The 20,762-nt window shown below is 68.4% G+C and carries 22 protein-coding genes; 17 read left to right on the top strand and 5 right to left on the bottom strand.

Going from position 1 to position 20,762, the window contains the following annotated elements:
- Window positions 1–18: 18 nt before the first annotated feature.
- Entirely contained in the window at window positions 19–1,218 is a 1,200-nt protein-coding gene (locus tag HNR24_RS10920; protein ID WP_058887778.1) for an MFS transporter, read from the top strand.
- Here the strand turns inward: HNR24_RS10920 and HNR24_RS10915 are convergent.
- Entirely contained in the window at window positions 1,215–1,913 is a 699-nt protein-coding gene (locus tag HNR24_RS10915; protein WP_058887779.1) for a class I SAM-dependent methyltransferase, read from the bottom strand. The two genes, HNR24_RS10920 and HNR24_RS10915, sit on opposite strands and share 4 nt — an antisense overlap.
- Before the next feature lie 146 nt (window positions 1,914–2,059).
- On the opposite strand from HNR24_RS10915, the gene HNR24_RS10910 reads away from it, so the two are divergent.
- The 4 genes from HNR24_RS10910 to HNR24_RS10895 all read left to right on the top strand — a co-directional run bounded on the left by HNR24_RS10910 (window position 2,060) and on the right by HNR24_RS10895 (window position 4,750).
- A complete protein-coding gene (locus HNR24_RS10910) occupies window positions 2,060–2,482 on the top strand; it encodes a YunG family protein (RefSeq protein ID WP_058887780.1) in 423 nt (140 codons plus the stop codon).
- A 1-nt stretch (window position 2,483) separates the two neighbouring features.
- Complete coding sequence (locus HNR24_RS10905; RefSeq protein ID WP_058887781.1) at window positions 2,484–3,341, top strand: phosphotransferase family protein; 858 nt, start codon at window positions 2,484–2,486, stop codon at window positions 3,339–3,341.
- A gap of 126 nt (window positions 3,342–3,467) precedes the next feature.
- Window positions 3,468–4,325: an SDR family oxidoreductase gene (locus HNR24_RS10900; RefSeq protein ID WP_058887782.1), complete on the top strand. Its 858-nt coding sequence runs from the start codon at window positions 3,468–3,470 to the stop codon at window positions 4,323–4,325.
- 41 nt (window positions 4,326–4,366) lie between these two features.
- Window positions 4,367–4,750, top strand: a complete 384-nt coding sequence (locus HNR24_RS10895; protein ID WP_310735433.1) for a hypothetical protein — start codon at window positions 4,367–4,369, stop codon at window positions 4,748–4,750.
- 98 nt (window positions 4,751–4,848) lie between these two features.
- On the opposite strand, the gene HNR24_RS10890 is transcribed toward HNR24_RS10895, so the two are convergent.
- The gene (locus tag HNR24_RS10890; RefSeq protein WP_182495759.1) at window positions 4,849–5,988 is read right to left on the bottom strand and encodes an acyltransferase family protein; all 1,140 of its coding nucleotides are present in this window, start codon (window positions 5,986–5,988) and stop codon (window positions 4,849–4,851) included.
- A gap of 111 nt (window positions 5,989–6,099) precedes the next feature.
- Between HNR24_RS10890 and HNR24_RS10885 the strand changes: the two genes are divergently transcribed.
- From HNR24_RS10885 to HNR24_RS10875, 3 genes are read left to right on the top strand one after another with little or no spacing between them, the layout of a single operon-like run.
- Window positions 6,100–7,182 carry a type III polyketide synthase gene (locus HNR24_RS10885; RefSeq protein ID WP_182495758.1) on the top strand — a complete coding sequence of 361 codons (1,083 nt, stop codon included), beginning with the start codon at window positions 6,100–6,102 and terminating at the stop codon, window positions 7,180–7,182.
- A gap of 4 nt (window positions 7,183–7,186) precedes the next feature.
- Window positions 7,187–7,936, top strand: coding sequence for a methyltransferase domain-containing protein (locus HNR24_RS10880; protein WP_310735432.1), 750 nt, complete (start codon window positions 7,187–7,189; stop codon window positions 7,934–7,936).
- A 1-nt stretch (window position 7,937) separates the two neighbouring features.
- The gene (locus HNR24_RS10875; RefSeq protein WP_310735462.1) at window positions 7,938–9,137 is read left to right on the top strand and encodes an FAD-dependent oxidoreductase; all 1,200 of its coding nucleotides are present in this window, start codon (window positions 7,938–7,940) and stop codon (window positions 9,135–9,137) included.
- A gap of 24 nt (window positions 9,138–9,161) precedes the next feature.
- Here the strand turns inward: HNR24_RS10875 and HNR24_RS10870 are convergent, their stop codons facing one another.
- Window positions 9,162–10,013: a UbiA family prenyltransferase gene (locus HNR24_RS10870; protein ID WP_232301692.1), complete on the bottom strand. Its 852-nt coding sequence runs from the start codon at window positions 10,011–10,013 to the stop codon at window positions 9,162–9,164.
- A gap of 89 nt (window positions 10,014–10,102) precedes the next feature.
- Between HNR24_RS10870 and HNR24_RS10865 the strand changes: the two genes are divergently transcribed.
- From HNR24_RS10865 to HNR24_RS10845, 5 genes are all read left to right on the top strand, one after another.
- Window positions 10,103–10,462, top strand: a complete 360-nt coding sequence (locus HNR24_RS10865) for a DoxX family protein (RefSeq protein WP_058887786.1) — start codon at window positions 10,103–10,105, stop codon at window positions 10,460–10,462.
- 213 nt (window positions 10,463–10,675) lie between these two features.
- Entirely contained in the window at window positions 10,676–11,053 is a 378-nt protein-coding gene (locus tag HNR24_RS10860) for a DUF2267 domain-containing protein (RefSeq protein ID WP_182495756.1), read from the top strand.
- Window positions 11,054–11,160: 107 nt separating this feature from the next.
- Window positions 11,161–12,276, top strand: coding sequence for a hypothetical protein (locus tag HNR24_RS10855; RefSeq protein ID WP_310735431.1), 1,116 nt, complete (start codon window positions 11,161–11,163; stop codon window positions 12,274–12,276).
- Window positions 12,273–14,009, top strand: a complete 1,737-nt coding sequence (locus HNR24_RS10850; RefSeq protein ID WP_182495755.1) for an ABC-ATPase domain-containing protein — start codon at window positions 12,273–12,275, stop codon at window positions 14,007–14,009. The genes HNR24_RS10855 and HNR24_RS10850 overlap by 4 nt, the downstream gene beginning before the upstream one ends.
- 154 nt (window positions 14,010–14,163) lie before the next feature.
- A complete protein-coding gene (locus HNR24_RS10845; protein ID WP_182495754.1) occupies window positions 14,164–15,210 on the top strand; it encodes a CorA family divalent cation transporter in 1,047 nt (348 codons plus the stop codon).
- On the opposite strand, the gene HNR24_RS10840 is transcribed toward HNR24_RS10845, so the two are convergent.
- Window positions 15,188–15,715: a DUF3995 domain-containing protein gene (locus HNR24_RS10840; protein WP_182495753.1), complete on the bottom strand. Its 528-nt coding sequence runs from the start codon at window positions 15,713–15,715 to the stop codon at window positions 15,188–15,190. The genes HNR24_RS10845 and HNR24_RS10840 overlap by 23 nt on opposite strands.
- Before the next feature lie 13 nt (window positions 15,716–15,728).
- Window positions 15,729–16,337: a TetR/AcrR family transcriptional regulator gene (locus HNR24_RS10835; RefSeq protein ID WP_182495752.1), complete on the bottom strand. Its 609-nt coding sequence runs from the start codon at window positions 16,335–16,337 to the stop codon at window positions 15,729–15,731.
- Between the two features lie 133 nt (window positions 16,338–16,470).
- Here HNR24_RS10835 and HNR24_RS10830 point away from each other — a divergent pair, with 133 nt between their 5' ends.
- The 4 genes from HNR24_RS10830 to HNR24_RS10815 all read left to right on the top strand — a co-directional run bounded on the left by HNR24_RS10830 (window position 16,471) and on the right by HNR24_RS10815 (window position 20,682).
- Entirely contained in the window at window positions 16,471–17,313 is an 843-nt protein-coding gene (locus HNR24_RS10830) for an alpha/beta fold hydrolase (protein WP_058887792.1), read from the top strand.
- Window positions 17,314–17,383: 70 nt separating this feature from the next.
- A complete protein-coding gene (locus tag HNR24_RS10825) occupies window positions 17,384–17,824 on the top strand; it encodes an OsmC family peroxiredoxin (RefSeq protein WP_182495751.1) in 441 nt (146 codons plus the stop codon).
- 119 nt (window positions 17,825–17,943) lie between these two features.
- Entirely contained in the window at window positions 17,944–19,002 is a 1,059-nt protein-coding gene (locus HNR24_RS10820; protein ID WP_182495750.1) for an NAD(P)-dependent alcohol dehydrogenase, read from the top strand.
- A gap of 252 nt (window positions 19,003–19,254) precedes the next feature.
- On the top strand, window positions 19,255–20,682 hold the full coding sequence (locus HNR24_RS10815) for an AAA family ATPase (protein ID WP_182495749.1): 1,428 nt from the start codon (window positions 19,255–19,257) through the stop codon (window positions 20,680–20,682).
- Window positions 20,683–20,762 lie beyond the last annotated feature (80 nt).

Raw genomic sequence — 20,762 nt, 5'->3', positions numbered from 1 at the left:
GTGTGGCTAAGTTCAATAATGAGTCTGGGCCGTCGATTCCACGTGCTGCTGGGCGCCAGTGGTCTCTCGAACCTCTCAGACGGCCTGGCCTTCGTCACGATGCCACTCCAGGCTGCCTCGATGACGGACGATCCGCTGTGGATCGCTGGGCTGGCAACCATGTACGCCCTCACACGGCTCCTGGTCGTGCTGCCCATCGGTGTCTATGTGGATCAGCTGGATCGCCGGTCCCTCATGGTCAGCGCCAATCTTCTCCGAGGACTGGCGCTGATGCTCCTAGCTTCCAGCATCCAGTTCGGCGCTGCCTCCTTGCTGGCGCTCTACACAGTGATGGCGGTCGTGGCGACCCTGGAGAGCCTGGCGGATGGTGCGGCCGTGGCGATGCTGCCCGGCGTGGTGCCCAAACCTGCACTCGACCGGGCGAACTCTCGCATCGCCAGCGTCCAGCTGATCAGCGACGAGTTCGTCGGCCCACCGCTGGGCGGCCTTCTCTTCACCGTGGCCGCTGTTCTGCCGGTCTACGTGATGGGCGGAACCTGGGCCGCGGCCGGCGTACTTGCTCTCGCTCTGCCCAGGAGCGCCGATCCGAAGGCGCGGGCTGAATCGCGGCAGGCGTTCGGCACGCAGGTCGCGGAGGGCGCACGGTGGCTCACCGAACACCGGACCATCGGCAAGCTGTCGTTGATCGGCGGGCTCGCCAGCGCGGGGTACATGCTGCCCTTCTCGGTCTTGGTGATCTTCGCTCAAGACCGACTTGATCTGACGAGCTTCGGCTATGGGCTCATGCTCGCCGGATCGGCGCTCGGCGGGCTCCTCGCTGCCTTGCTCGTCCCTCGACTGCGGCTTCGGTGGAACTACAGGACTCTCATCACAGCCAGCCTCGCACTCGGATCATTGAGCCTCGCCTGCTTGGCCTGGACATCGGCACCGATGCTCGCCGCAGCGCTGCTGGGTTTGTACATATTTCATGCGGTGGTGTGGAACATCTGCGCCACGTCGTTGCGCCAGTGGCTGGTGCCAGGCGAGCTCCTCGGGCGGGTCGGTGCCGCGACACGCGTGGCGAGCCTGCTCGGACTCGCTATCGGCTCGGTCCTCGGCGGGTTGCTGGCTGGAGTCGATATCCGGCTGCCAACCGCCTCAGGAAGCCTCGTATTCGCGGCCTGCGCCGTGCTCGCCTGGTTCGGCCTCCCGGGCAGAGACCCTGACTCGAGCAGCTAGATCCGTGCCTCGAGCACGAAGAACATGAAGCAGATGAAGGAACGTCCCACCAGCGGCGGCGGGATCAGCTCCAGCGGAGTGTTCGGGTCATAGGGCGGTTCGGTGATCGAGGAGATCTCGAAGCCGGCCTGCGTGAACGCCGCGGTGATCGCCGGCAGCGGTCGGTGCCAGTAGGTCAGCGTCGCCTCCTGGCCCGCGAAAGTGAACTCATCGGAGAACTGGGTCCTCGCGAAGTAATCGGCCTTCGGGTGGTTGAGCATGTAGGCGTAAGGGTGGTTGACCGAGAGGATCAGCCTGCCGCCGGGCTTGAGCACACGGTGCAGCTCCGCCAGCGCCGCCGTCCAGTCCTCGAGGTAGTGCAGCACCAGGGAGCCGACCACGTCGTCGAAGGAATCGTCCGGGTAGGGCAGTGGCTCGCCGAGGTCGGCCACACGCAGGTCCGCGTCCGCACCGAGTCGCTGGCGCGCAATCTCCACCATCTCCGGGCTCAGGTCGAAGCCGACGACGTCGGCGCCCCGGTCGATCAGCGCAGCCGCCAGGGGCCCGGAGCCGCAACCGGCGTCGAGCACCCGGCGCCCGGCCACATCACCCGCCAGATCGATCATCGCGGGGCGCTCATAGTGCCCGTTCACGAAGTTGGATTCATTGTCTGCCGCGTAGGCCGTAGCGAAGCTGTCATAGGGTGCTGTCTGCATCGTCTGATCTCATTTCCGCATGTGTGGTTTTCGAACCCCTGAAGGGACATCCCAGCACACTTTTCGTTGAATACTTGGAGAAACACCCATTGATTTGATCATCAATAATGATGACCGCGCAGAGAAACCCTGGGTAGGCTGGCGCGATGAATCACACGCTCCTGGAAGTGGAACAAGCGTTCCGAAACGCCTGGGGTGCCGACACCACATGCCTGGCCCCTGGGAGCCTTCCGGGGTGGAGCCCTGATAACCCCTCGCATGGGCAGTGTGGACCGACGGCTCTCGTCCTCCAGGACCTCTTCGGTGGCGATCTGCTGCTCGCCGACGTCAGCGCGGGCGCGGGTGGAGTGAGCTCGGTCCATTACTGGAACCGGCTTCAAGGTGGCCTCGAGGTCGACCTCACTCGGGATCAGTTCGCGAGCAGCCACACCGTGGGGGAACCGCGCGTCGTCGTCCGGCCGGCGGAGGGGCCACGCGCGCACCGCAGCGAGTACCAGCTTCTGCGCCGCCGGGTATTCGCGGCCTTGGGGCTTGGGAATCGGCACGACGTCGCAGAGTCCGTCGCCTGAGATGCGAATCGACTACGTGGAGCCCGACCGTGAAGTGGTCATCGAACTTGTAGAACAGCTCCTCCATGACTCTGGCCACCGCTCGGCCCCAGAACGGTGGCAATGGATCCGCGTCGGATCATCGTCTCTCGTGGTGCTCGCTGACCAGGTCGCGGTGAGAATCGGGCGCGACGACGAATCGGCCCGGCAGATGCAGCGGAGCCAGCGGCTCGTGGACAGACTCCCTCGATTGAGCTTCGAGGTCCCGCGCTCGCTGGTGGCCCCACGCACCCATGCCGGTGTCACCGGAGTCGCGGTGATCCGCATCCCCGGAGAGCCCCACCCACCTGGGCCGGCGGACCCGCACGTGTTGCGAGCACTTCTCGATGAGGTTCACGCCGTTCCGCTCGATGACCTGAGACCGTTCTTGGCGCCGGCCCGCGCGTTCTATGGCGGAGACTCCTGGCGTGAGGTGTTGCGTGAGCAGGTTGTTCCGCTCTTTCCAGAGTCCGCGCGTGCACAGGCGCAGAACAGACTCGACGCACTGGAATCGCTTCACGCGCTGGCCGCATCACACCACACTCTCAACCACAGCGACCTTGCCGGGATGAACATCCATTGGCGATCCGGGAGAGTGGTCGGCGTCCTCGACTGGGACCTTGCCAGTGAGGATGACCCGGCTGAAGACCTTGCCAGCCTGGCGAACTGGCACGGCTGGGACCTGATCACGGAACTGGCCGAGACCCCGACGGTCCGCCGCGCCGAGGTCTACCGGGACGCGTTCCCACTCATGATCGTCGGCTTCGCGGTCTTGCGCGAGCGTCCAGGGTCTGAGGTCGAAAGAACCTTGGAACGTGCCACCGCCAAACTGCTCCGGTGAACCGGCCACCGCTGCCCCGGCGCCGCGGCACCAAAGGTCACGCCCAGCCCCGGGAAGCGATCGTCTCCAGCGGCGGTTGACTCTGAGGCAGGCACCACCCCGGTGCCGAGACATCGAGGAGAAGACATGAGCATCGTCGTCACCGGAGCCACCGGACATCTCGGCCGCCAGGTCATCGAACAGCTCCTGGCCCGAGGGGCCACGGCCTCGGACATCCTCGCCGGGGGTCGCAACCCTGCCGCGCTGCAGGATCTCGCCGACTTAGGAGTGCGCACCGCGCGGATCGACTATGAAGATCCCGCCACACTCGACGCCGCCTTCGCCGATGCCGAGAAGATCCTGCTCATCTCCGGAAGCGAGGTCGGACGGCGCGTCCCCCAGCACGCCGCGGTCATCGACGCCGCCGGAAAGGTCGACGCGACACTGGTCTACACCAGCGCCCCTGGTGCGAGCACCTCCGCCCTGGTGCTCGCACCAGAACACAAGGCCACCGAGGAGCTGCTCGACGCCTCCGGGCTGACCCACACCGTGCTGCGCAACAGCTGGTACACCGAGAACTACGACGAGACCATCCAGCAGGGAATCACCACAGGCGCCCTGCTCACCAGCACCGGGGACGGCAGGATCGCGAGCGCCCCCCGCCGGGACTACGCGGAGGCCGCCGCCGTGGTGCTGCTCTCTGAGGAGCACAACGGCGCCGTCCTCGAGCTCAGCGGAGATCACCCCTGGAACTTCGAAGAGCTGGCCGCGACCATCACCGAGGTCTCCGGACGCGAAGTCCGCGTGGACCAGCTCTCCACCGAGGACCACCTCGCCGCCCTGCTGAGCTTCGGCCTGGACGAGGGCACCGCAGGCTTCGTCACGGCCCTGGACGCGAACATCAGGGACGGACTGCTCGCCGGCGCCGACGGGACCCTGTCACGCCTGCTTGGACGCCCGACGACGACGCTGCACCAGCACGTGCGCACGCTGCTCGCAGAATGACCCGACCTGCCCCCACACATACGAACGACAAGGTGACCACGATGAACAGCATCGAGCTTCTCCACGACATCGCGCGCCGTCCGCTGGAGCAGGCGCAGGAGCTGCGTCCAGCGCTGACCGCGCAGGCGCTCAACGCCCACCCGCATCATGACAACTCCATCGCCTGGCTGCTGTGGCACTCGGCGCGAGAGATCGATGAGCAGCTCGCCGGCCTCTCCGGAGAGCCAACGGTCTGGACGGCCCAGGGATTCGCCGCACGTTTCGCCCTGGACCTGGACGAGCACGAGATGGGGTTCGGCCACACCGGCACCGACGCGCGGGGGAATCCAGGCCAGCGATCCGGACCTGCTCCTGGAACATCTGCGCGCCGTCGTCGCGGCCCAGCTGACCTACCAGGAGACCCTGAGCGAAGCCGACCTCGATGAGGTGATCGACGCCGGATGGAACCCACCGGTCACGCGCGGGGCCCGGTTGATCAGCATCTCGCTGGACGCCTTGGCGCACATCGCTCAGGCCGCCTACATCACCGGGATGGATCCTGCCGCGTTCGAGGAGCCCCAGCCCCGGGAGCAGCCGCAGGAGCAGCCGAGCTAGAAGCTCTCGGCGCCGACCCCAGACGGTGACGCAACCACGCCGGAGCCTCGAACAGCCACTCCTGACCCAGCCGCTGGGCTGCGGCGTAGACCAGCAGCGGGCCGATCACCCCGCACAGCGTCGGCAGGACCACATGTGCGACCAGGGCATCGACCCCCAGCAGGCTCAGGGCGATCCGGGCGCTCGCGGTGAAGAAGACGTGGGCCACGAAGATCACCAGGGAGAGCTCCCCGATCCGGGCAAGCCAGCGGGTCCTGCTCCTCATCCGGGCCAGCAGCAGCGCCACCGCCACAATGGTGAGCACCCCAGCGCTCGAGGCGAGGACACCCAGTGCGATGCTGGGCACCGTGCGGCTGCCGCCATAGGCCGTGGGCGGGGTGGCCAGCAGCGTGGCGCCCAGGACCAGCCACACCGTCCCGGCGAGGAGCACCAGCAGCACCGCTTGGCCCACCCTGGCGCGCTGGACCCAGCCGAGCAGGCGCTTGCCGGTGAGCACCACGCCGAGGAAGAAGAACACGCTCAGCGCCAGCCCCTCACCGCCGAGCACCCTCCAGTTCAGCCCCCACACCACGGCGGAGCCCAGGCCCGCCAGGCTCAGCGTCAATACGGCGGCCCTCGGGCTGCGCCAGGGTTTCGCGGCGGCGGCGAGCAGCATCATCACGGTGATCCAGCCGAAGAACCAGAACTGCTCCTTCGGCTCCCAGATTCGCAGCAGCTCGGCCGGATGCACCGGATCATTCACCTTCGAGCCCAGAGCGATCTTCATCCCCAGCTGCAGTGTGGACCACAGGGTATAGAGCCACAGGAAGGTCACCGAGCGGGCTGCGGTGTAGCGCCACGCTCCATCGCGACGCATCCCAGAGGCGACGAAGAGACCCGCCAGAAACGCGAAGACGGCGAGGTGAGACATGTACAGCACCGAGTCCACCTGGGTCAGCAGCGGGTCCTCCACCAACCCCGCCGGTTCCAGGGCACGCCATACGTGGCCGAGAACAATCAGGATTATCGCCAGCGCCTTAGCGATGTCGATCGTGGCATCCCGCGCCGGCTGCACAGAGTCTGGCGTCACGCGATGATCAAATACCAGATTCTTCTTTTCGACAAGCCCTTTTCCAGATTTGCTGTCAGTTCGCCCAGTTCCCTGTGACCGAGACACTCAGGGGCGTGGTTAAGTGGTGACATGTCCGCGCGCATCGTCTCCATCGGTACGGCCCTGCCGGCAACCTCGGTGCCGCAGCACCAGCTGCGCGCCTTCTTCGCCGATCAGCCCGACACCACCCGGCTGACCCAGCGGCTCATCGGAGCAGCGTTCGACGCCGCCGGCATCGAGAACCGCCACACCGTGCTCACCGGTCTGGGCGGCGCCGAGGACGGGGTGTTCGTCGGGGAGGGGGCCCGGCTGCTCTCCCCCACCACCGGCACCCGCAACGAGCTCTATCGGCACAGCGCACCGGAACTGGCGGCCGACGCCTCCCGGTCCGCGCTGACCGAGGCGGAGGTCGACGCCGACCAGATCACCCACGTGGTCACCGTCTCCTGCACCGGCTTCTTCGCCCCCGGCTTGGATTTCCGCCTGATCCGCGACCTTGGCCTGCCCGAGACCGTGGCACGCAGCCACCTGGGGTTCATGGGCTGCGCCGCGGCGCTGCCAGCCCTGCGCAGCGCCGCGCAGATCACCGCCGCAGACCCGGACGCCGTGGTGCTCGTGGTCTGCGTGGAACTCTGCTCGCTGCATATCCGCGACACTGCAGACTCCGAGCAGATCGTCGCCGCCTCGGTCTTCGCCGACGGCGCCGCCGCAGCGGTCATCACCGCCAGGCAGGACCTCGGTCTCCCCGGGGGTCTCGACCTGGAGCGCTTCGCCACCGCCCTGACCGACCAGGGAGAATCCGACATGGTCTGGACCATCGGAGACCGAGGCTTCAACATGCGACTCTCCGCGGAGGTGCCTCGGATCATCGGCCGGGAGATCCGCGCCGCCGTGGACCGCTTCCTCGGCGCAGACCCGGCGCCGGCCCGCTGGGCGGTCCACCCGGGAGGACGCAGCGTGTTGGACCGGGTGGAGGCGGGCCTGGAGCTCGAGGCCTCTGCGCTGAATGCCTCCCGAGCGGTGCTGCGCGACCACGGCAACATGTCCAGCGCCACGATCCTGTTCATCCTGCGCCAGCTCCTCGCCGATCCCTCGGTGAGCGGCCGGATCGCGGCGCTGGCCTTCGGTCCCGGTCTCACCGTGGAATCGGCCCTGCTGAGCAAGACCCGGTGACCCGGTGAGCCGGGTCAACCTCTCCCTCCGCGATGAGCAGCTGCGTGAGCTCATGGATGACCCCGACTGCGACCCGGTGCGGCTGGAGGCGACGCTGCGCCGCTTCCACCGGGTCAACCGGCTGATCTCCGGCTGGGACCAGGTCTACCGGCGCCGGCTGCGCCCGCTGCTCACCGGCCTTCACCGGCCGGCCCGGGTGCTGGACCTCGGCTCCGGCGGCGGGGACGTGGTCACCCGGCTGGCCCACCTGGCCTCCCGCGACGGCCTGCAGGTCCACTGGACCGGCGCCGATCCGGATCCACGGGCGCACGCCGCCGCCCAGGGCGCGCAAGAGCAGAGCACGCAGAATCAGCGCACTCAAGAGCAGCGCGCCGAGGAGTCTGCGCAGGTCAGGTTCCTGTGCGCCGACGCGGACGCGCTGCTGCGGCAGGGCGAGAGCTTCGACGTCGTCATCTCCAACCACGTGCTGCACCACCTCGACGCCCCGGGCCTGCTTGACTTCAGCCATGCCTCGCGGCAGCTGTGCACCGGCACCGTGCTGCACAGCGACATCGCCCGCAGCCGGCTGGCGTACAGCCTCTACGCCGTCGGGATCATCCCGCTCGCGCCTGGGACGTTCCTGCGCACCGACGGGTTGCGCTCGATCCGGCGCAGCTACCGGCGCGAAGAGCTCTCCGCCGCGCTGGGCGCCGAGTGGACCGTGACCTCCCCCGCCGCGTTCCGGCTGATCGCGGAAGCGCCCGGTCTTGGCTGAGGTGATCGTGGTCGGTGCCGGCCCGGTGGGGCTGCTGCTGGGCGCGCTGCTGCGCGGTTCCGGGGTCGATGTTCAGATCCTGGAACAGCGCAGCGAGGGCAGCGGCGCCAGTCGCGCCATCGGAGTCCACGCTCCGGTGCTCACCGCTCTGGAGGGCTCCGGTCTCACCGCGGGCCTGTTGGAGCAGGCCGTGCGGGTCACCCGAGGGGAAGCTCGGGCCCAGGGAGAGCTCCTCGGCGTCGTGCGCTTCGACCGGCTCTCCACCCGGTTCCCCTTCGTCGCCACCCTTCCGCAGTCCGGCACCGAGGCGGTGTTCGCCCAGGCGGCCGCGGCCCCGCAGCGCGGAGTCAGCGTCGGCGCGGTGCGGACCTGCCCGGGCCACGTCGAACTGGAGACCAGCCACGGAGACCGGCGTGCCCCGGTGGTGGTGCTCGCCGGCGGTCCGCGTTCCAGGGAGCTGGTCTACCGATCCGCGCAGGCGCACACCTACCCGGATCGATACCTGATGACCGATGTCCTCATCTCCGACGATCTTGTGCCCGATCGTCCGGTGCTAGGTGGCCAGACCTCTCAGGACCAGCTGCCGGAACATTCGGCCGCACACACTGCGCTTGTCCACCTGGAGCCCGGTGGTGTGTTGGAGTCCTTCCCGCTGCCGGAGGGACGACGCCGGCTCGTCGCCTGGGACTCTGCTGGCGCCGCCCAGCACCCTGCGCGTGAGGACCCGGCAGCCCAGCGGGACCGGCTGCAGCGCCGATTGGCGGCCCACGGGCAGGAGCTCACCGGGGAGGTCAGCAGCTTCGGGGTGCGCCGGTTCGTCGCCCCGGCGCTGCGCCAGGGCCGACTGCTGGTGATCGGCGACGCCGCGCATGAGGTCAGCCCGATCGGGGGCCAGGGGATGAATCTGGGCCTGCTCGACGCCGCGACCTTGGCCCCGCTGCTGGCATCCTGGGTGAACACCGGCACGGCACCAGAGGCCGCGCTGCGGGAATGGGAGCAGGCCCGGCTGCGCTCGGCACGCCGGGCAGCCCGACTCGCCGCGCTGAACACCCGGCTGGGCCGCCCGCTGCCGTCGGCCGGTGACACTGCGCGCCGCACCGGGGTGCGGCTGATGCTGGGCCCGGGCGCCGGAAAGGCGTTCGCCCACGCCTACGCCATGGGCCTGGACACCGCCTCCCGAGGTTCGGCCGGCAAGGCCTGAGGTCCAGCAGGCGATTCCTGAGGTTCAGCCGGCGAGCGAACCTCCGGCCACCACCAGCTGTGCCGCGAGCAGCAGGGCCGCCAGCATCACCAGGCGAAAGAGCACCCGGCCCGAGCGGGCGCGCACCGCCATCACCAGCGCCAGCAGCGCCACCGAGCCGACCGCGGCGAAGAACACCCAGGAGATCACCGGCACCTGCTGCAGCTGCCACCCGGCGGACCCTGCCGTCACGGCGATCCCGCCGGCGAGCACCGCGGCCGCGGCCAGTGCGGCCGAGGGACGGGCACCGAGCCGGTGCGGCAGGCCGGTGATACCGGTGCGGGCGTCGTCGTCGAGGTCCGGCAGCACATTGGTCAGGTGGATGGCGGCGCCCAGAGCGGCCCCGGCGAATCCGGCCCAGGGTGCGGCGAACCCGGGGTCTTCGTCCGCGAGGGTCGCGAAGGAGGGAAACAGACCGAAGGCCAGGATGAAGGGGGCCAGCGAGAACACGCTGGCCTTGAGCCCGGCGTTATAGGCCCAGGAGGCCGCCAGGAACACCGCGTGGGCGCCGAGCAGCCACAGCCCCAGCGGCGCGGAGAGGGCCAGGGCCAGCACCAGGCACCCGATCGCCGCCGTCCAGGCTGCGCGCACGCTGAGATCCCCACGAGCCAGCGGCTTGTCAGCGCGTCCGACGGCGCGGTCCCGTTCCGCGTCGAAGGCGTCATTGGAGATCCCCACCGAGAGCTGACCCAGGAAGACCGCCAGCCCGAGCAGCAGGAGCCGATCCAGGCTCAGCCCGGCGGAGACCGCGAGCGCCACCGCGAGGGTCGTCACCACCACGGTCGGTCCAGGATGAGAGGATCCCCACAGGCCTCGAGTCACTTTCAGGATCGGCATCCGGTCAGTGTCTCACCCCGGACCGGACGTCGATCCGGTCCACGCCGCCCCGAACACGCCAGCTCGACACCCCCGCTCTGGAGGATCTGATGAACAGCACCGCGCGCGCCGCATCGATGGCTGGGCTCCTGGGAGCCACCGGGGTGCTGCATTTCCTGCGGCCCGCCGTCTTCGACTCGATCGTGCCTCCGCAGCTGGGCAATCGCCGCCTGATCACCTACGTCAGCGGCGTCGCCGAGCTGGGCTGCGCAGCCCTGTTGGCGGTTCCTGCGACCCGAAGGGTGGGCGGGGCGTGCACCGCGGCGCTGATGATCGCGGTCTACCCGGCGAACATCTACTCGGTGCAGAAGTACTGGCACCGGCCGAAGGCGCGGAACATCGCGCTGGCTCGGCTTCCGCTGCAGCTGCCCCTGGTGCGCAGCGCGTGGCGGATCGCCCGGGAGGCCTAGGCCGCGAGCCACCTCGGCGGCCCGGTGCGGCGGCTGGGCTCGCGGCGGCTGGGCTCGGCGGCTGGGTTCGACACTCGGCGGGGGTCCGTGGTTACGGTGGGAGGACCGGCACGACGGGCCCGCCCACGGGGCACCGACCCCGCGAGCACGTGGAAGCGGACGTTCTCGTCTCCGCGCACGGCCCGCCGGCCTCAGCAAGCGAAGGAGCACTCGATGCGCCACGACGAATTCCTGAAGACCGTCTCCGAGAAGGGCGGTCCCACCGACCGCGATCAGACCAGCCAGCTCGTCCACGTGGTCATGGAGGACCTCGGCAAGCGGCTCAAGGGCGGTGAGGCGGAGAACCTCGCCGCGCAGCTGCCCGCGGAGCTGAAGGCCCCGCTCACCGCCGAGACGCAGAACCAGATCGCCGATGACGTCGATGAGTTCCTGCGCCGGGTCGCGAGCAAGCTGGAGCCGGGGCTCGGCACCGAAGAGGTCCTCCCGCAGGTCAAGGCGGTGTTCTCCACTCTTGCGGACTCCGTGTCCGAAGGTGAGATCAAGGATCTGCGTTCCCAGCTGCCCACAGGCTTCGCACCGCTCTTCGCCTAGAGTGTGCACACCTGCCCGCTGCAGGGCACCTCGCTGGGCCACCGGCCCAGCGAGGCGGGGCTTCGAGATGAGACCCCATCCACAACAGCTAAGGAGCCCCTGAGGCTGTGTCTGAGTCAGAGTCCGAGCCCGCCTCCGAGACTGCGTCTGTGCCTGAGTCCGCGTCAGGGTCCGTGTCTGCGAAACCGTTCCACATCCTGCTCCTCGCCGATCCGGGTCTGCCCACCCGGCGGGTGAAGTCCATCCAAGAGTCCTTCACCGCCCGAGCCCGACAGCTCATCGACGGCGAGGTCACGGTGTCCTCGGAGACCCGGATGCTGCGCATCCACCCCGACGCCACCCTGGACATCGACTCGGTCCGCAAGATGGAAGAAGATCATGCCGACGCCGACGCGGTCATCATGCTCACCGAGATCCCGCGCCACACCAACGGCCACCCGCTGATCTCGGAGATCTTCCCCGAGCAGAACGTCGCGATCGTCTCCTGCCCGACCCTGGGCGCCTGGGCGACCAAACGCCGCATCCAGAAGGTCTTCACCGGTTCCCTGCTGCGCCTGCTGCCCCCGGGCGCCGGAGTCGACCCGGAAGAATACGACCAGCGCTGGAGCCGATGGCAGTCCACCGAGCGCGGGGAGGCGCTCGGCCTGTTCGCGCACACGATCACCGGCGGGCCGCGCACCGTGCTGGGCATGGTGCTGGGCAATGACCCGCTGCGCACCGTCCCGAAGCTCTCCAGCGCCCTGGCCGCAGGAGCGGCCACCGGAGCGTTCGGGATCTTCTACAGCTCGATCTGGCAGATGGCCGACGCGTTGAGCCCCTTGCGCCTGGTGGTGGTCGGGCTCGCCGCGATGATCACCATGATCGTCTGGCTGATCATCCGCGACGGGCTCTGGGACCGGCCTCGGAACCGCAGCCTCGCCACCGTGGTCACCCTCTACAACGGGTCCACCGCGATCACCTTGCTGGTCTGCATCCTGATGCTCTACCTGGCCTTGGTCGTGGTGATCTTCCTGGCCGGGCTGGTGATCATCGACGCCGAATACCTGGCCAGCGTGATCAGCAGCGAGGTCAGCCTGCTCAACTACCTGAACATCGCATGGTTCAGTGCCGGGATGGGCGTCTTCGCGGGTGCCATCGGATCAAGCTTCGACTCCGGCGTGGACCTGCGCCGGCTCACCCACGGACAGCGCGAACGCCAGCGCGAATACACGGAGAGCGCATGAGTGACCAGCAGACCCTGGTGCGAACCCTGACCTCGATCGACGGGCGCGGATACGCATCCTATAAGCAGCTGAGCGGCCGCTACACCCTGGGCCGGTTCACCCTGAGCGTGGACAAGGTCCAGGTGGACCCGTACGCCCCGCCCTCTCTGATGCAGATCAGCCTGCGCCGAAAGGACGCCGAGCTCCCCGCTGACCTGCTCGATGACCGGCTTGGACGCATCGCCGTCAGCGACTTCCTCACCCGCGCCTTCGCCGACGCGCTCAGCGAGGGATCCTCGGAGCGCTCAGGCGCCGCTGCCGGGATCAGCATCGGACGACCCGGACAGCAGGTGCTTGAGCGCACCAGCGTGGTGATCACCGAGGAGCTGATCACGGCTCGGCTGTCCGTGGCGCTGCCCGCCGCGGGACGTCGGGCCCTGGGACGCAAGGCCGCCCGGCTGCTCACCGAGACCCTGCCGCGGATCGCGCAGGCCGCCTTGCTGCACAGCAGCCTGGACCCGGAGGCGCTGCGCTCCCACGTCAGCCTGCTGCGCGATCAGGAGGATCTCCGCGCCCAGCTCGAGGCCGCGAAGCTGGTCTCCTTCCTGGCCGATGGCTCGATGCTGCCGCGCCGGGCGGGGGACTCTGATCTGCCCCTGGGGACGGACGCGGTGGTCTTCCGCAGCCCCGAGGCGCTGCGCCGCTCCTTCACCGTGGCCTCCGGTCGTCAGGTCACTGGAATGGGCGTCCCCGAAGGCGTCACCGTGATCGTCGGCGGCGGCTATCACGGCAAGTCCACGCTGCTGCGCGCCATCGAGCGCGGGGTCTACCCGCATATCGCCGGCGACGGCCGCGAATGGGTGATCACCACCAGCTCGGCGGCGTCCATCCGGGCCGAGGACGGGCGTTCCGCTGCCGGCGTGGACATCTCCGCCTTCATCTCCGGGCTGCCCTCGGGGGTCGACACCCGGAGCTTCTCCAGCAGCAACGCCTCAGGCTCCACCTCCCAGGCCACCAACCTGATCGAGGCCGTGGAGTCCGGAGCCACGGCCCTGTTGATCGATGAGGACACCTCGGCCACGAACTTCATGATCCGCGATGACCGGATGCGCCAGCTGATCCCGGCCGACCGGGAGCCGATCACCCCGTTCGTGGACCGGGTCCGCGCGCTCTTCACCGAACGCGGGGTCTCCACGGTGCTGGTGGCCGGCGGATCGGGTGCCTTCTTCGAGGTCGCCGACCAGGTCATCGCGCTGGAAGACTACACATTGCGCGATGTCACCGCGCAGGCCCACCAGATCGCCGCAGACCACAAGAGGACGACGTCGCAGCCGGGCACCCCGGACACATCCGGCTCCGCCTCGGACGGCCCCGGGGAGCGGCGCTTTACCAGCCTCCCGGCGCGCGTCCCCCGCCGCGACTCGCTGCATCCGGCGAAGAAGACCAAGCCCGCCCGCAGCCGTGGGCCCCGGATGATCCAGTACGGCCGCGAGGACATCGACCTGACCGCCGTGGCCCAGCTGGTGGACCCCGCGCAGACCGAGGCGCTGGCGAAGGCGCTGGACCGCCTCGCCGAGCAGTCCGGTGCGGAGCATGACATCACGGCCCTGATCGGGAAGCTGGTGCATCGTCTCGACACCGAGGGACTCGACTGGCTCTCCCCTCACCGCGGACACCCCGGGCACCTGGCCCGCCCCCGCCCTCAGGAGATCCACGCCGCACTCAACCGCTATCGCGGCCTGACCGTGCATTGATCCTCTGCCCGGGGTGCTCTCGGTTCGGGCATCGCCGCGCCGAGGTCAGGGGCGCCGCCGAGGACTCCCCGGTGACTCACCGTCGCTGGGCTACCCTGAGAGCCAGTCCGACATCGCCGCAGGTCCTGATCCTGCCGGGATCACAGGGGGCTCCATGACGATCACCACGCGGCGCTTCACCGCCGAAGGGGCAAGCTCCGCAGCGGACTCTGCGGGCGGCCTCCCAGAGGGAACTCCACCCAGTGGGCTGACCTGGGTGGATCTCAGCACGGCAGACCTTCCAAGCTTCGCTGCCACGGCCACCGCGCTGGGGCTGCGGGAGGCTCAGCTCGACTTCCTGCGCGGCAGCCGGAGCCGACTGCCGATCCCCACGCCCTCTGCGGAGTCGGTGGCGGCTGTGCTGCACCGCGTCGCCATCACCACCGAGGAGGACGGCCCCGTCGCGGAGTTCCGCTTCTCGGAGCTGCGGATCCTCGCCTCGGACGCACTCGTGGTGACCGTGCAGCCGGAGAACCCCGGGCAGCCGCCCCTTCAGCTGCAGACCCTGCTCGAGAGCGCACACCCCTCTCCGCCGAAGCGCCCGCTGCGGGCCTCGGATGCCATCTCCGGGCTCATCGGTGCGGTGCTGCGGGACTACCCGGTGGCGCTGGACGAGCTGGAGAATGCGATCGAGTCCATGGAGGGCACCCTGTTCCAGGAAGCCCGGCTCGATGCGGCGCTCTCGCATCGGATCTATCAGCTCCTGCAGAAGGTGCATCGCTTCGACTGGGCGCTGCGTCCTGTGGAGTCACTGGCCACCGAACGTGGCACGGACGCCGCCGAATCCAGCCCTGCCGGTGAGGAGTCCTCCACCCGGGCCGATCTGATCATGCGCGCCAGGCGAATGCGAGACCGGGTGGAGCTGCTGCGCTCACACCTGGAGAATGCGGTGGCCCTGCATTCCACCCTGCTGACCATCGAACAGAACGAGGCCACCCGTCGGGTGGCTGACGCCTCCTATGCCCAGGGCGAGCAGAGCAAGAAGATCTCCGGGTGGGCCGCGATCCTCTTCGCCCCGACCCTGATCGCCTCGATCTACGGCATGAACTTCCGGCAGATGCCAGAACTCTTCTGGGGCTGGGGCTACCCGGCAGCGGTGGGGCTGATGCTCGCGCTGAGCCTGACGCTGTGGATCGTCTTCAAACGCCGCGAGTGGCTCTGAACCGGTGCAGACCGGCTGCCAGCACCAGCCCCCAGAGCAGAAGCATCGGATACCAGAGCAGCGCCTGTCCCAGCCGTGCCGCAGGGTCCTGAAGGGACAGGCCGGGCCAGAGCAGCAGCCCGGTGTTGATCAGCAGACCAACCGCCCCGTAGAGGATCAAGCCGGCAGCGACCAGTCGGGAGGCGTTCCACCACAGGACCCGATGTGCCCGGCGTCGCGAGGATCCGGCCGCACCGGCGGGCAGCGCGTGGACCGCCACCAGCGGAATGATCGCCGCGCACGTCTTTCCCAGTGCGATTCCCAGCAGGGCGAGGCCGGTCAGCACCGGCATTGCCTCCCGCAGGTCAATCAGCCACTGCCCGATGCTCGGCAGCAGCGCGTCCCCGCCGAGGGCCCAGTAGTAGCTCGGTGCCGCATTGAGCAGACCCAGCAGCGCGGCGCCCCAGATCAGCCCGGTGGACCTGGTCAGACCGGTGGGCCGAGTCAGCCCGGTGGACCGGGTCATGGCAGCGACCTGGTCATGTCAACGACCGGAGACGCGTCGATTCCTCGGCGCCGAGCAGCGACTCGGCTGCTCGGCGGGCCTTGCAGGCCATCGAGGAGTCCCCGGTGATCGCTGCGGTGGTCTGTGCGCCTTCGGCCAGCAGCATCAGCTGGTCCCCCAGCTCCTCGGAGAACCCCGCCTCCACGGCGAGCTGTTCCATATAACGCCGGAAATCGCGTTTATGCGCCGCCGCCCTGGCGGCCACGGCGGGGGATTCGGTGGCCAGCTCGCCGAAGGCGTTGATGAAGAGGCAGCCGCGGAAGGAGTCCGATTGGAACCATCCGGCGAGGTAGTCATAGATCGCCAGCAGGCGCGCCCTCGGGGAGTCTTGGAGCGCCATCGCCGTCGCGATCTCATCCACCCAGATCTGGTGGCGGTAGTCCAGGACCGCGAGCACGATGGCCTCTTTGGAGGGGAACACGGTGTAGAGACGCTTCAGCGAGACGCCGCTGCGCTGGCGCAGCGCGTCCATGCCCACGGCGCGGAAGCCATGGGCGTAGTAGAGCTCATCCGCCGCCTCGATGATGCTGGCGCGCAGCGGATCGCTGGACTGGTGCAGGTGGGCGTCCCCCTGACGCGTCATCCTGGGCCTCTCCTTAGAATTTCCGGGATCTTCATGGTGCGGTCATTCCAGTGTACTTGCCAGAGAACGTTGGTTCTCCTAGGCTGAAGCGTATGGAGAACGAACGTTCTCCGACTTACAAGGAGGAACTGACATGTCACACGTCACCGTCGGAACCGAGAACAGCACAGACATCTCGCTCTACTACGAGGATCACGGCGCGGGCCAGCCCGTCGTGCTCATCCACGGCTACCCCTTGGACGGCTCCTCATGGGAGAAGCAGACCGCGGCACTGCTCGACGCCGGCTACCGCGTGATCACCTATGACCGTCGCGGGTTCGGGAAGTCCTCCCGCCCGACCACCGGACACGACTACACCACCTACGCCGCTGACCTCAACGCCCTGATGGAGTCCCTGGACCTGCGCGACGCCGTGCTGGTCGGCTTCTCCATGGGCACCGGCGAGGTGACGCGCTACCTGGCCAACCACGGATCGGACCGGGTGAGCAAGGCGGTCTTCCTGGGCTCGCTGCAGCCCTTCCTGCTGCAGACCGAGGACAACCCCACAGGTGTCCCCCAGGAGGTGTTCGACGGCCTCTTCGACGCCGTGACCACCGATCGCTACGCCTTCTTCACGGCGTTCTTCGATGACTTCTTCAACACCAAGGACAACCTGGGCAGCCGGCTCAGCGAGGAGGCCCTGGCGGCGCACAAGAACCTGGCCTACGCCGCCTCCCCGCACTCCTCGGTCTGGGCCCAGCCGACCTGGCTCACCGACTTCCGGGAGGATGTCGCCGCCGTCGGCCGCTCCGGGGTCAAGGCGATGATCGTCCACGGCACCGCTGACAACATCCTGCCGATCGATTCCACCGGCCGGGTCTTCCACAAGGCACTGCCCTCGGCGGAGTATCACGAGATCGACGACGCGCCCCATGCCATGCTCTGGACCCATGCCCAGGAGGTCAACGAGCACCTGCTGACCTTCCTGCGCTCCTGACCACGTTCAGGAACCATCCGGACACAGCGGCAAGACTGACGCTGGAACCATCAACTCAAGGAGACTCACTATGCCTACACGCACAGCCCGCACCGCCTGGAACGGATCGCTCGAAGAGGGCTCCGGCCAGGTCGAGCTCAGCAGCTCCAAGATCGGCACCTACGAGGTGTCCTTCCCCAAGCGCGCTTCCGATGAGGCCAACGGCAGCACCAGCCCGGAGGAGCTGATCGCCGCAGCGCACTCCTCCTGCTTCGCCATGCAGCTCTCCGCCGTGCTCTCCGGCGCCGGAGGCACCGTGGAGTCCCTCGACGTCCGCGCCGACGTCTCCATGGGCCCGGATCAGGCAGGTGGCTTCAAGCTCACCGGGATCAAGATCACCGTCCACGGCGAGGTCACCGACATCGACGAGGACACCTTCTTGAAGTCCGCCGAAGAGGCCAAGACCGGCTGCCCGGTCAGCAAGGCACTCACCGGGGTGGAGATCACCCTGGACGCCACCCTGGAGAGCTGAGCCCGGGACCCCACCGGGTCCACCAGATTGTTGCAGGGTCGCGGCGCGCATCCATTGCCCGCCGCGGCCCTGCGCCGTGTCCACCGTTCTTCCCCATCAGCTGTAAGGAACCACCCTTCATGACCACCACGATCACTGCACTCCAGGCCGACAGCGCCGAGTCCAGCTTCACCACCCGCACCCTCGAGCGGCGCAGTCTGGCCGCCGACGACGTGCGGATCGCCATCCGCTACGCCGGCATCTGCCACTCCGACATCCACCAGGTCCGTGACGAGTGGGGCGGCACCACCTTCCCGATCACCCCGGGCCACGAGATCATCGGCGAGGTCGTCGAGGTCGGCTCCTCGGTCTCGAAGTTCAACCTCGGCGACACCGTGGGCGTGGGCTGCTTCGTGGACTCCTGCATGGAGTGTGAGGCCTGCAAGGACGGCGAGGAGCAGTTCTGCAGCCAGGGCGTCGTCGGGACCTATAACGGCCAGGACAAGTTCGGGGAGAACACCCACGGCGGCTACAGCCAGCAGATCGTGGTGCGCGATCACTTCGTGCTGAACATCCCTGAGGGCATGGATCCCGCCGCGGCCACCCCGCTGCTCTGCGCCGGGATCACCACCTATGCCCCGCTCAAGCGCTACGGCGCCGGCCCCGGCGTCAACGTCGGCGTCATCGGCATGGGCGGCCTGGGTCACGTGGCGGTGAAGATCGCCGCCGCCATGGGCGCCGAGGTCACCGTGCTCAGCCGCACCGACTCCAAGAAGGAAGACGGCCTGGCCTTCGGCGCCAAGGCCTACCGCGCCACCGAGGACGGCTCGGCGTTCAAGGACCTCGCCGGCAGCTTCGACCTGATCATCAACACTGTGGGCGCCTCGGTCAGCCTGGACTCCTTCCTGGGCCTGCTGGGCCGCGGCGGCACCATGGTCAACGTCGGCGCACCCAGCGAGGAGCAGTCCTTCCAGATGTTCTCGCTGCTCGCCATGCGGCGCAACTACGCCGGCTCCATGGTCGGCGGGCTGCCCGAGACCCAGGAGATGCTCGACTTCTGCGCGAAGCACGACATCACCTCCACGATCGAGCTGATCAACGCCGACCAGGTGGATGAGTACTACGAGAAGGTCGTCTCCGGCGACGTGCGCTACCGCGCGGTCATCGACATCGCCTCGTTGGAGTCAGCCGCCGTCTGAGCGCTCAGCAGGTGCGGTGACGCTGCCAGCCCGGCGCTATAGTCGCCGCTGACCCTGCGGCATCGAGAACGCCCCGTCCCGGAGGAGCCCTTCCAGCTCTGCTCCGCGGCGGGGCGTTCCTCGTGGCGCTTCATGAGACGCCCGGCAGCGACGAAAGCCGCCAGTTCGGCGGGTGGCACGAGCACCCGCGTTCACGCCCGCTAGCATCTGCCTTGAACTGGAAATGCCTGTTCAGAAGGGTGGTAGACCGCGTTGTCTGTTCCAGAGAAGCTTACGACCGAGCAGTTCGCCACCGCCTTCACCGACTTCATCACGCAGATGGCCGGCGCAGCGCAGCAAGCCGCAGCCCCCGGCGCCTACGTCGAGCTGCTCACGGACCACTTCGGCGTCGATCCGCTGAGCGTGGACACGGTCTCGCAAATGTTCCCCTGGTGGCGCCACGCCGATGTGGACACCGCGCTGGCCACGGTGTTCCCCGAGACGACCCCGAAGGGGCTGCGCTACCCGCAGGGCAGCGAGGTGAGCTTCTCTGAGCTGCTCACAGACCGGTACCAGCAGTTCGAGCAGGGGGCTCTCGCCTACGAGACGATGCCGGTGGGCTTCGAACGCCGACGCCGAGTGATCACCAACGGGCTCTGGGTGGCCCAGTTCAAGGGCCAGCCGGTCGCGGTGCTCCAGACGAAGAACCAAAGCTTCGGCCACGCTCAGTCTCAGCTGGAGATCATGTGCGCCGAGGAGACGATCGGCGATGAGCTCTCTCCGGAGCTGCGCCGATGCATGGATCTGCACTCGACGCTGCGCGGGGAATACGTCACCCTGGCCGGCAGCGCGTTCCAGGACGAAGGACTGAGCGTGCAGTTCCATGACCGGCCTCGGATCCGAGAGGCGGACGTGATCCTGCCCAGCGGCTCCCTTGATCGCATCCGGCGCCACGTCTTGGGGCTCTCCGAGATGAAGGCCCAGCTGCGCGAGGCCGGGCAGCATCTGAAGCGTGGCATTCTGCTCTACGGACCGCCGGGGACCGGCAAGACCCACACCGTCCGGCACCTCATCGGCGGGGACTCCTCGACCACGGTGATCGTGCTCACCGGCCCCGCCCTGGGCAACATCGCGATGGCGGCGGAGACCGCCCGAGCGCTGCAACCAGCATTGGTGGTCCTTGAAGACTGCGATCTGGTGGCCGAGGACCGCGACTTCGGCGACGGCGGACGGCCGCTGCTCTTCGAGATCCTGGACACCCTCGACGGCCTTTCTGAGGACGCTGATGTGGCCTTCGTACTGACCACCAACCGCGCCGCGGTGCTCGAGCCTGCCCTGGCCCAGCGCCCGGGGCGGGTCGATCTGGCGGTGGAGATACCGCTGCCCGACCACGAGGGCAGGCTCAAGCTCTTCACGCTCTACTCGCAAGAGCTGTCGTTCTCCCCGCAGGGTCTTCGCGATGCGGCCGACTCCACCGAAGGCATCACCGCATCCTTCGCCAAGGAGGCCATCCGTCGGGCCGTGGTCAACGCTGCCGCCGAGCAGCGTTCGGCTGGCGATGAGGACCTGCGCGGTGCCGTGGCCGAGCTGCTCTCCGATCAGGACCTGCTCACCACGAAGCTGCTGGCCTCCGCGCAGGACTGGGACACGGATGGCTCCGAAGACTTCGACGAGGATCTCCACGGCGGGCTCGACGAGTGACAGGAGATCGACCCCTGCCCTGACCCCCGTCCAAGCAGCGCTGAGCCAGCACGGCGAGTCAGCGCCGGGCGGCGCAGCGC

The sequence above is a fragment of the Nesterenkonia sandarakina genome, assembly GCF_014138825.1.
Lineage (GTDB): Bacteria > Actinomycetota > Actinomycetes > Actinomycetales > Micrococcaceae > Nesterenkonia > Nesterenkonia sandarakina.
Note: the sequence above shows the minus strand (reverse complement) of the source record. Positions and strands in the feature narration are given on the sequence as shown.

What these genes read in the sequence shown, in the direction of transcription:
- HNR24_RS10830 (WP_058887792.1), top strand. Translation starts at nt 16,471, where the DNA reads ATGTCACACGTCACCGTCGGAACCGAGAACAGCACAGACATCTCGCTC.
- HNR24_RS10820 (WP_182495750.1), top strand. Translation starts at nt 17,944, where the DNA reads ATGACCACCACGATCACTGCACTCCAGGCCGACAGCGCCGAGTCCAGC.
- HNR24_RS10865 (WP_058887786.1), top strand. Translation starts at nt 10,103, where the DNA reads ATGAACAGCACCGCGCGCGCCGCATCGATGGCTGGGCTCCTGGGAGCC.
- HNR24_RS10905 (WP_058887781.1), top strand. Translation starts at nt 2,484, where the DNA reads ATGCGAATCGACTACGTGGAGCCCGACCGTGAAGTGGTCATCGAACTT.
- HNR24_RS10885 (WP_182495758.1), top strand. Translation starts at nt 6,100, where the DNA reads ATGTCCGCGCGCATCGTCTCCATCGGTACGGCCCTGCCGGCAACCTCG.
- HNR24_RS10870 (WP_232301692.1), bottom strand. Translation starts at nt 10,013, where the DNA reads ATGCCGATCCTGAAAGTGACTCGAGGCCTGTGGGGATCCTCTCATCCT.
- HNR24_RS10845 (WP_182495754.1), top strand. Translation starts at nt 14,164, where the DNA reads ATGACGATCACCACGCGGCGCTTCACCGCCGAAGGGGCAAGCTCCGCA.
- HNR24_RS10840 (WP_182495753.1), bottom strand. Translation starts at nt 15,715, where the DNA reads ATGACCCGGTCCACCGGGCTGACTCGGCCCACCGGTCTGACCAGGTCC.
- HNR24_RS10900 (WP_058887782.1), top strand. Translation starts at nt 3,468, where the DNA reads ATGAGCATCGTCGTCACCGGAGCCACCGGACATCTCGGCCGCCAGGTC.
- HNR24_RS10835 (WP_182495752.1), bottom strand. Translation starts at nt 16,337, where the DNA reads ATGACGCGTCAGGGGGACGCCCACCTGCACCAGTCCAGCGATCCGCTG.
- HNR24_RS10915 (WP_058887779.1), bottom strand. Translation starts at nt 1,913, where the DNA reads ATGCAGACAGCACCCTATGACAGCTTCGCTACGGCCTACGCGGCAGAC.
- HNR24_RS10860 (WP_182495756.1), top strand. Translation starts at nt 10,676, where the DNA reads ATGCGCCACGACGAATTCCTGAAGACCGTCTCCGAGAAGGGCGGTCCC.
- HNR24_RS10850 (WP_182495755.1), top strand. Translation starts at nt 12,273, where the DNA reads ATGAGTGACCAGCAGACCCTGGTGCGAACCCTGACCTCGATCGACGGG.
- HNR24_RS10920 (WP_058887778.1), top strand. Translation starts at nt 19, where the DNA reads ATGAGTCTGGGCCGTCGATTCCACGTGCTGCTGGGCGCCAGTGGTCTC.
- HNR24_RS10910 (WP_058887780.1), top strand. Translation starts at nt 2,060, where the DNA reads ATGAATCACACGCTCCTGGAAGTGGAACAAGCGTTCCGAAACGCCTGG.
- HNR24_RS10825 (WP_182495751.1), top strand. Translation starts at nt 17,384, where the DNA reads ATGCCTACACGCACAGCCCGCACCGCCTGGAACGGATCGCTCGAAGAG.
- HNR24_RS10895 (WP_310735433.1), top strand. Translation starts at nt 4,367, where the DNA reads ATGAACAGCATCGAGCTTCTCCACGACATCGCGCGCCGTCCGCTGGAG.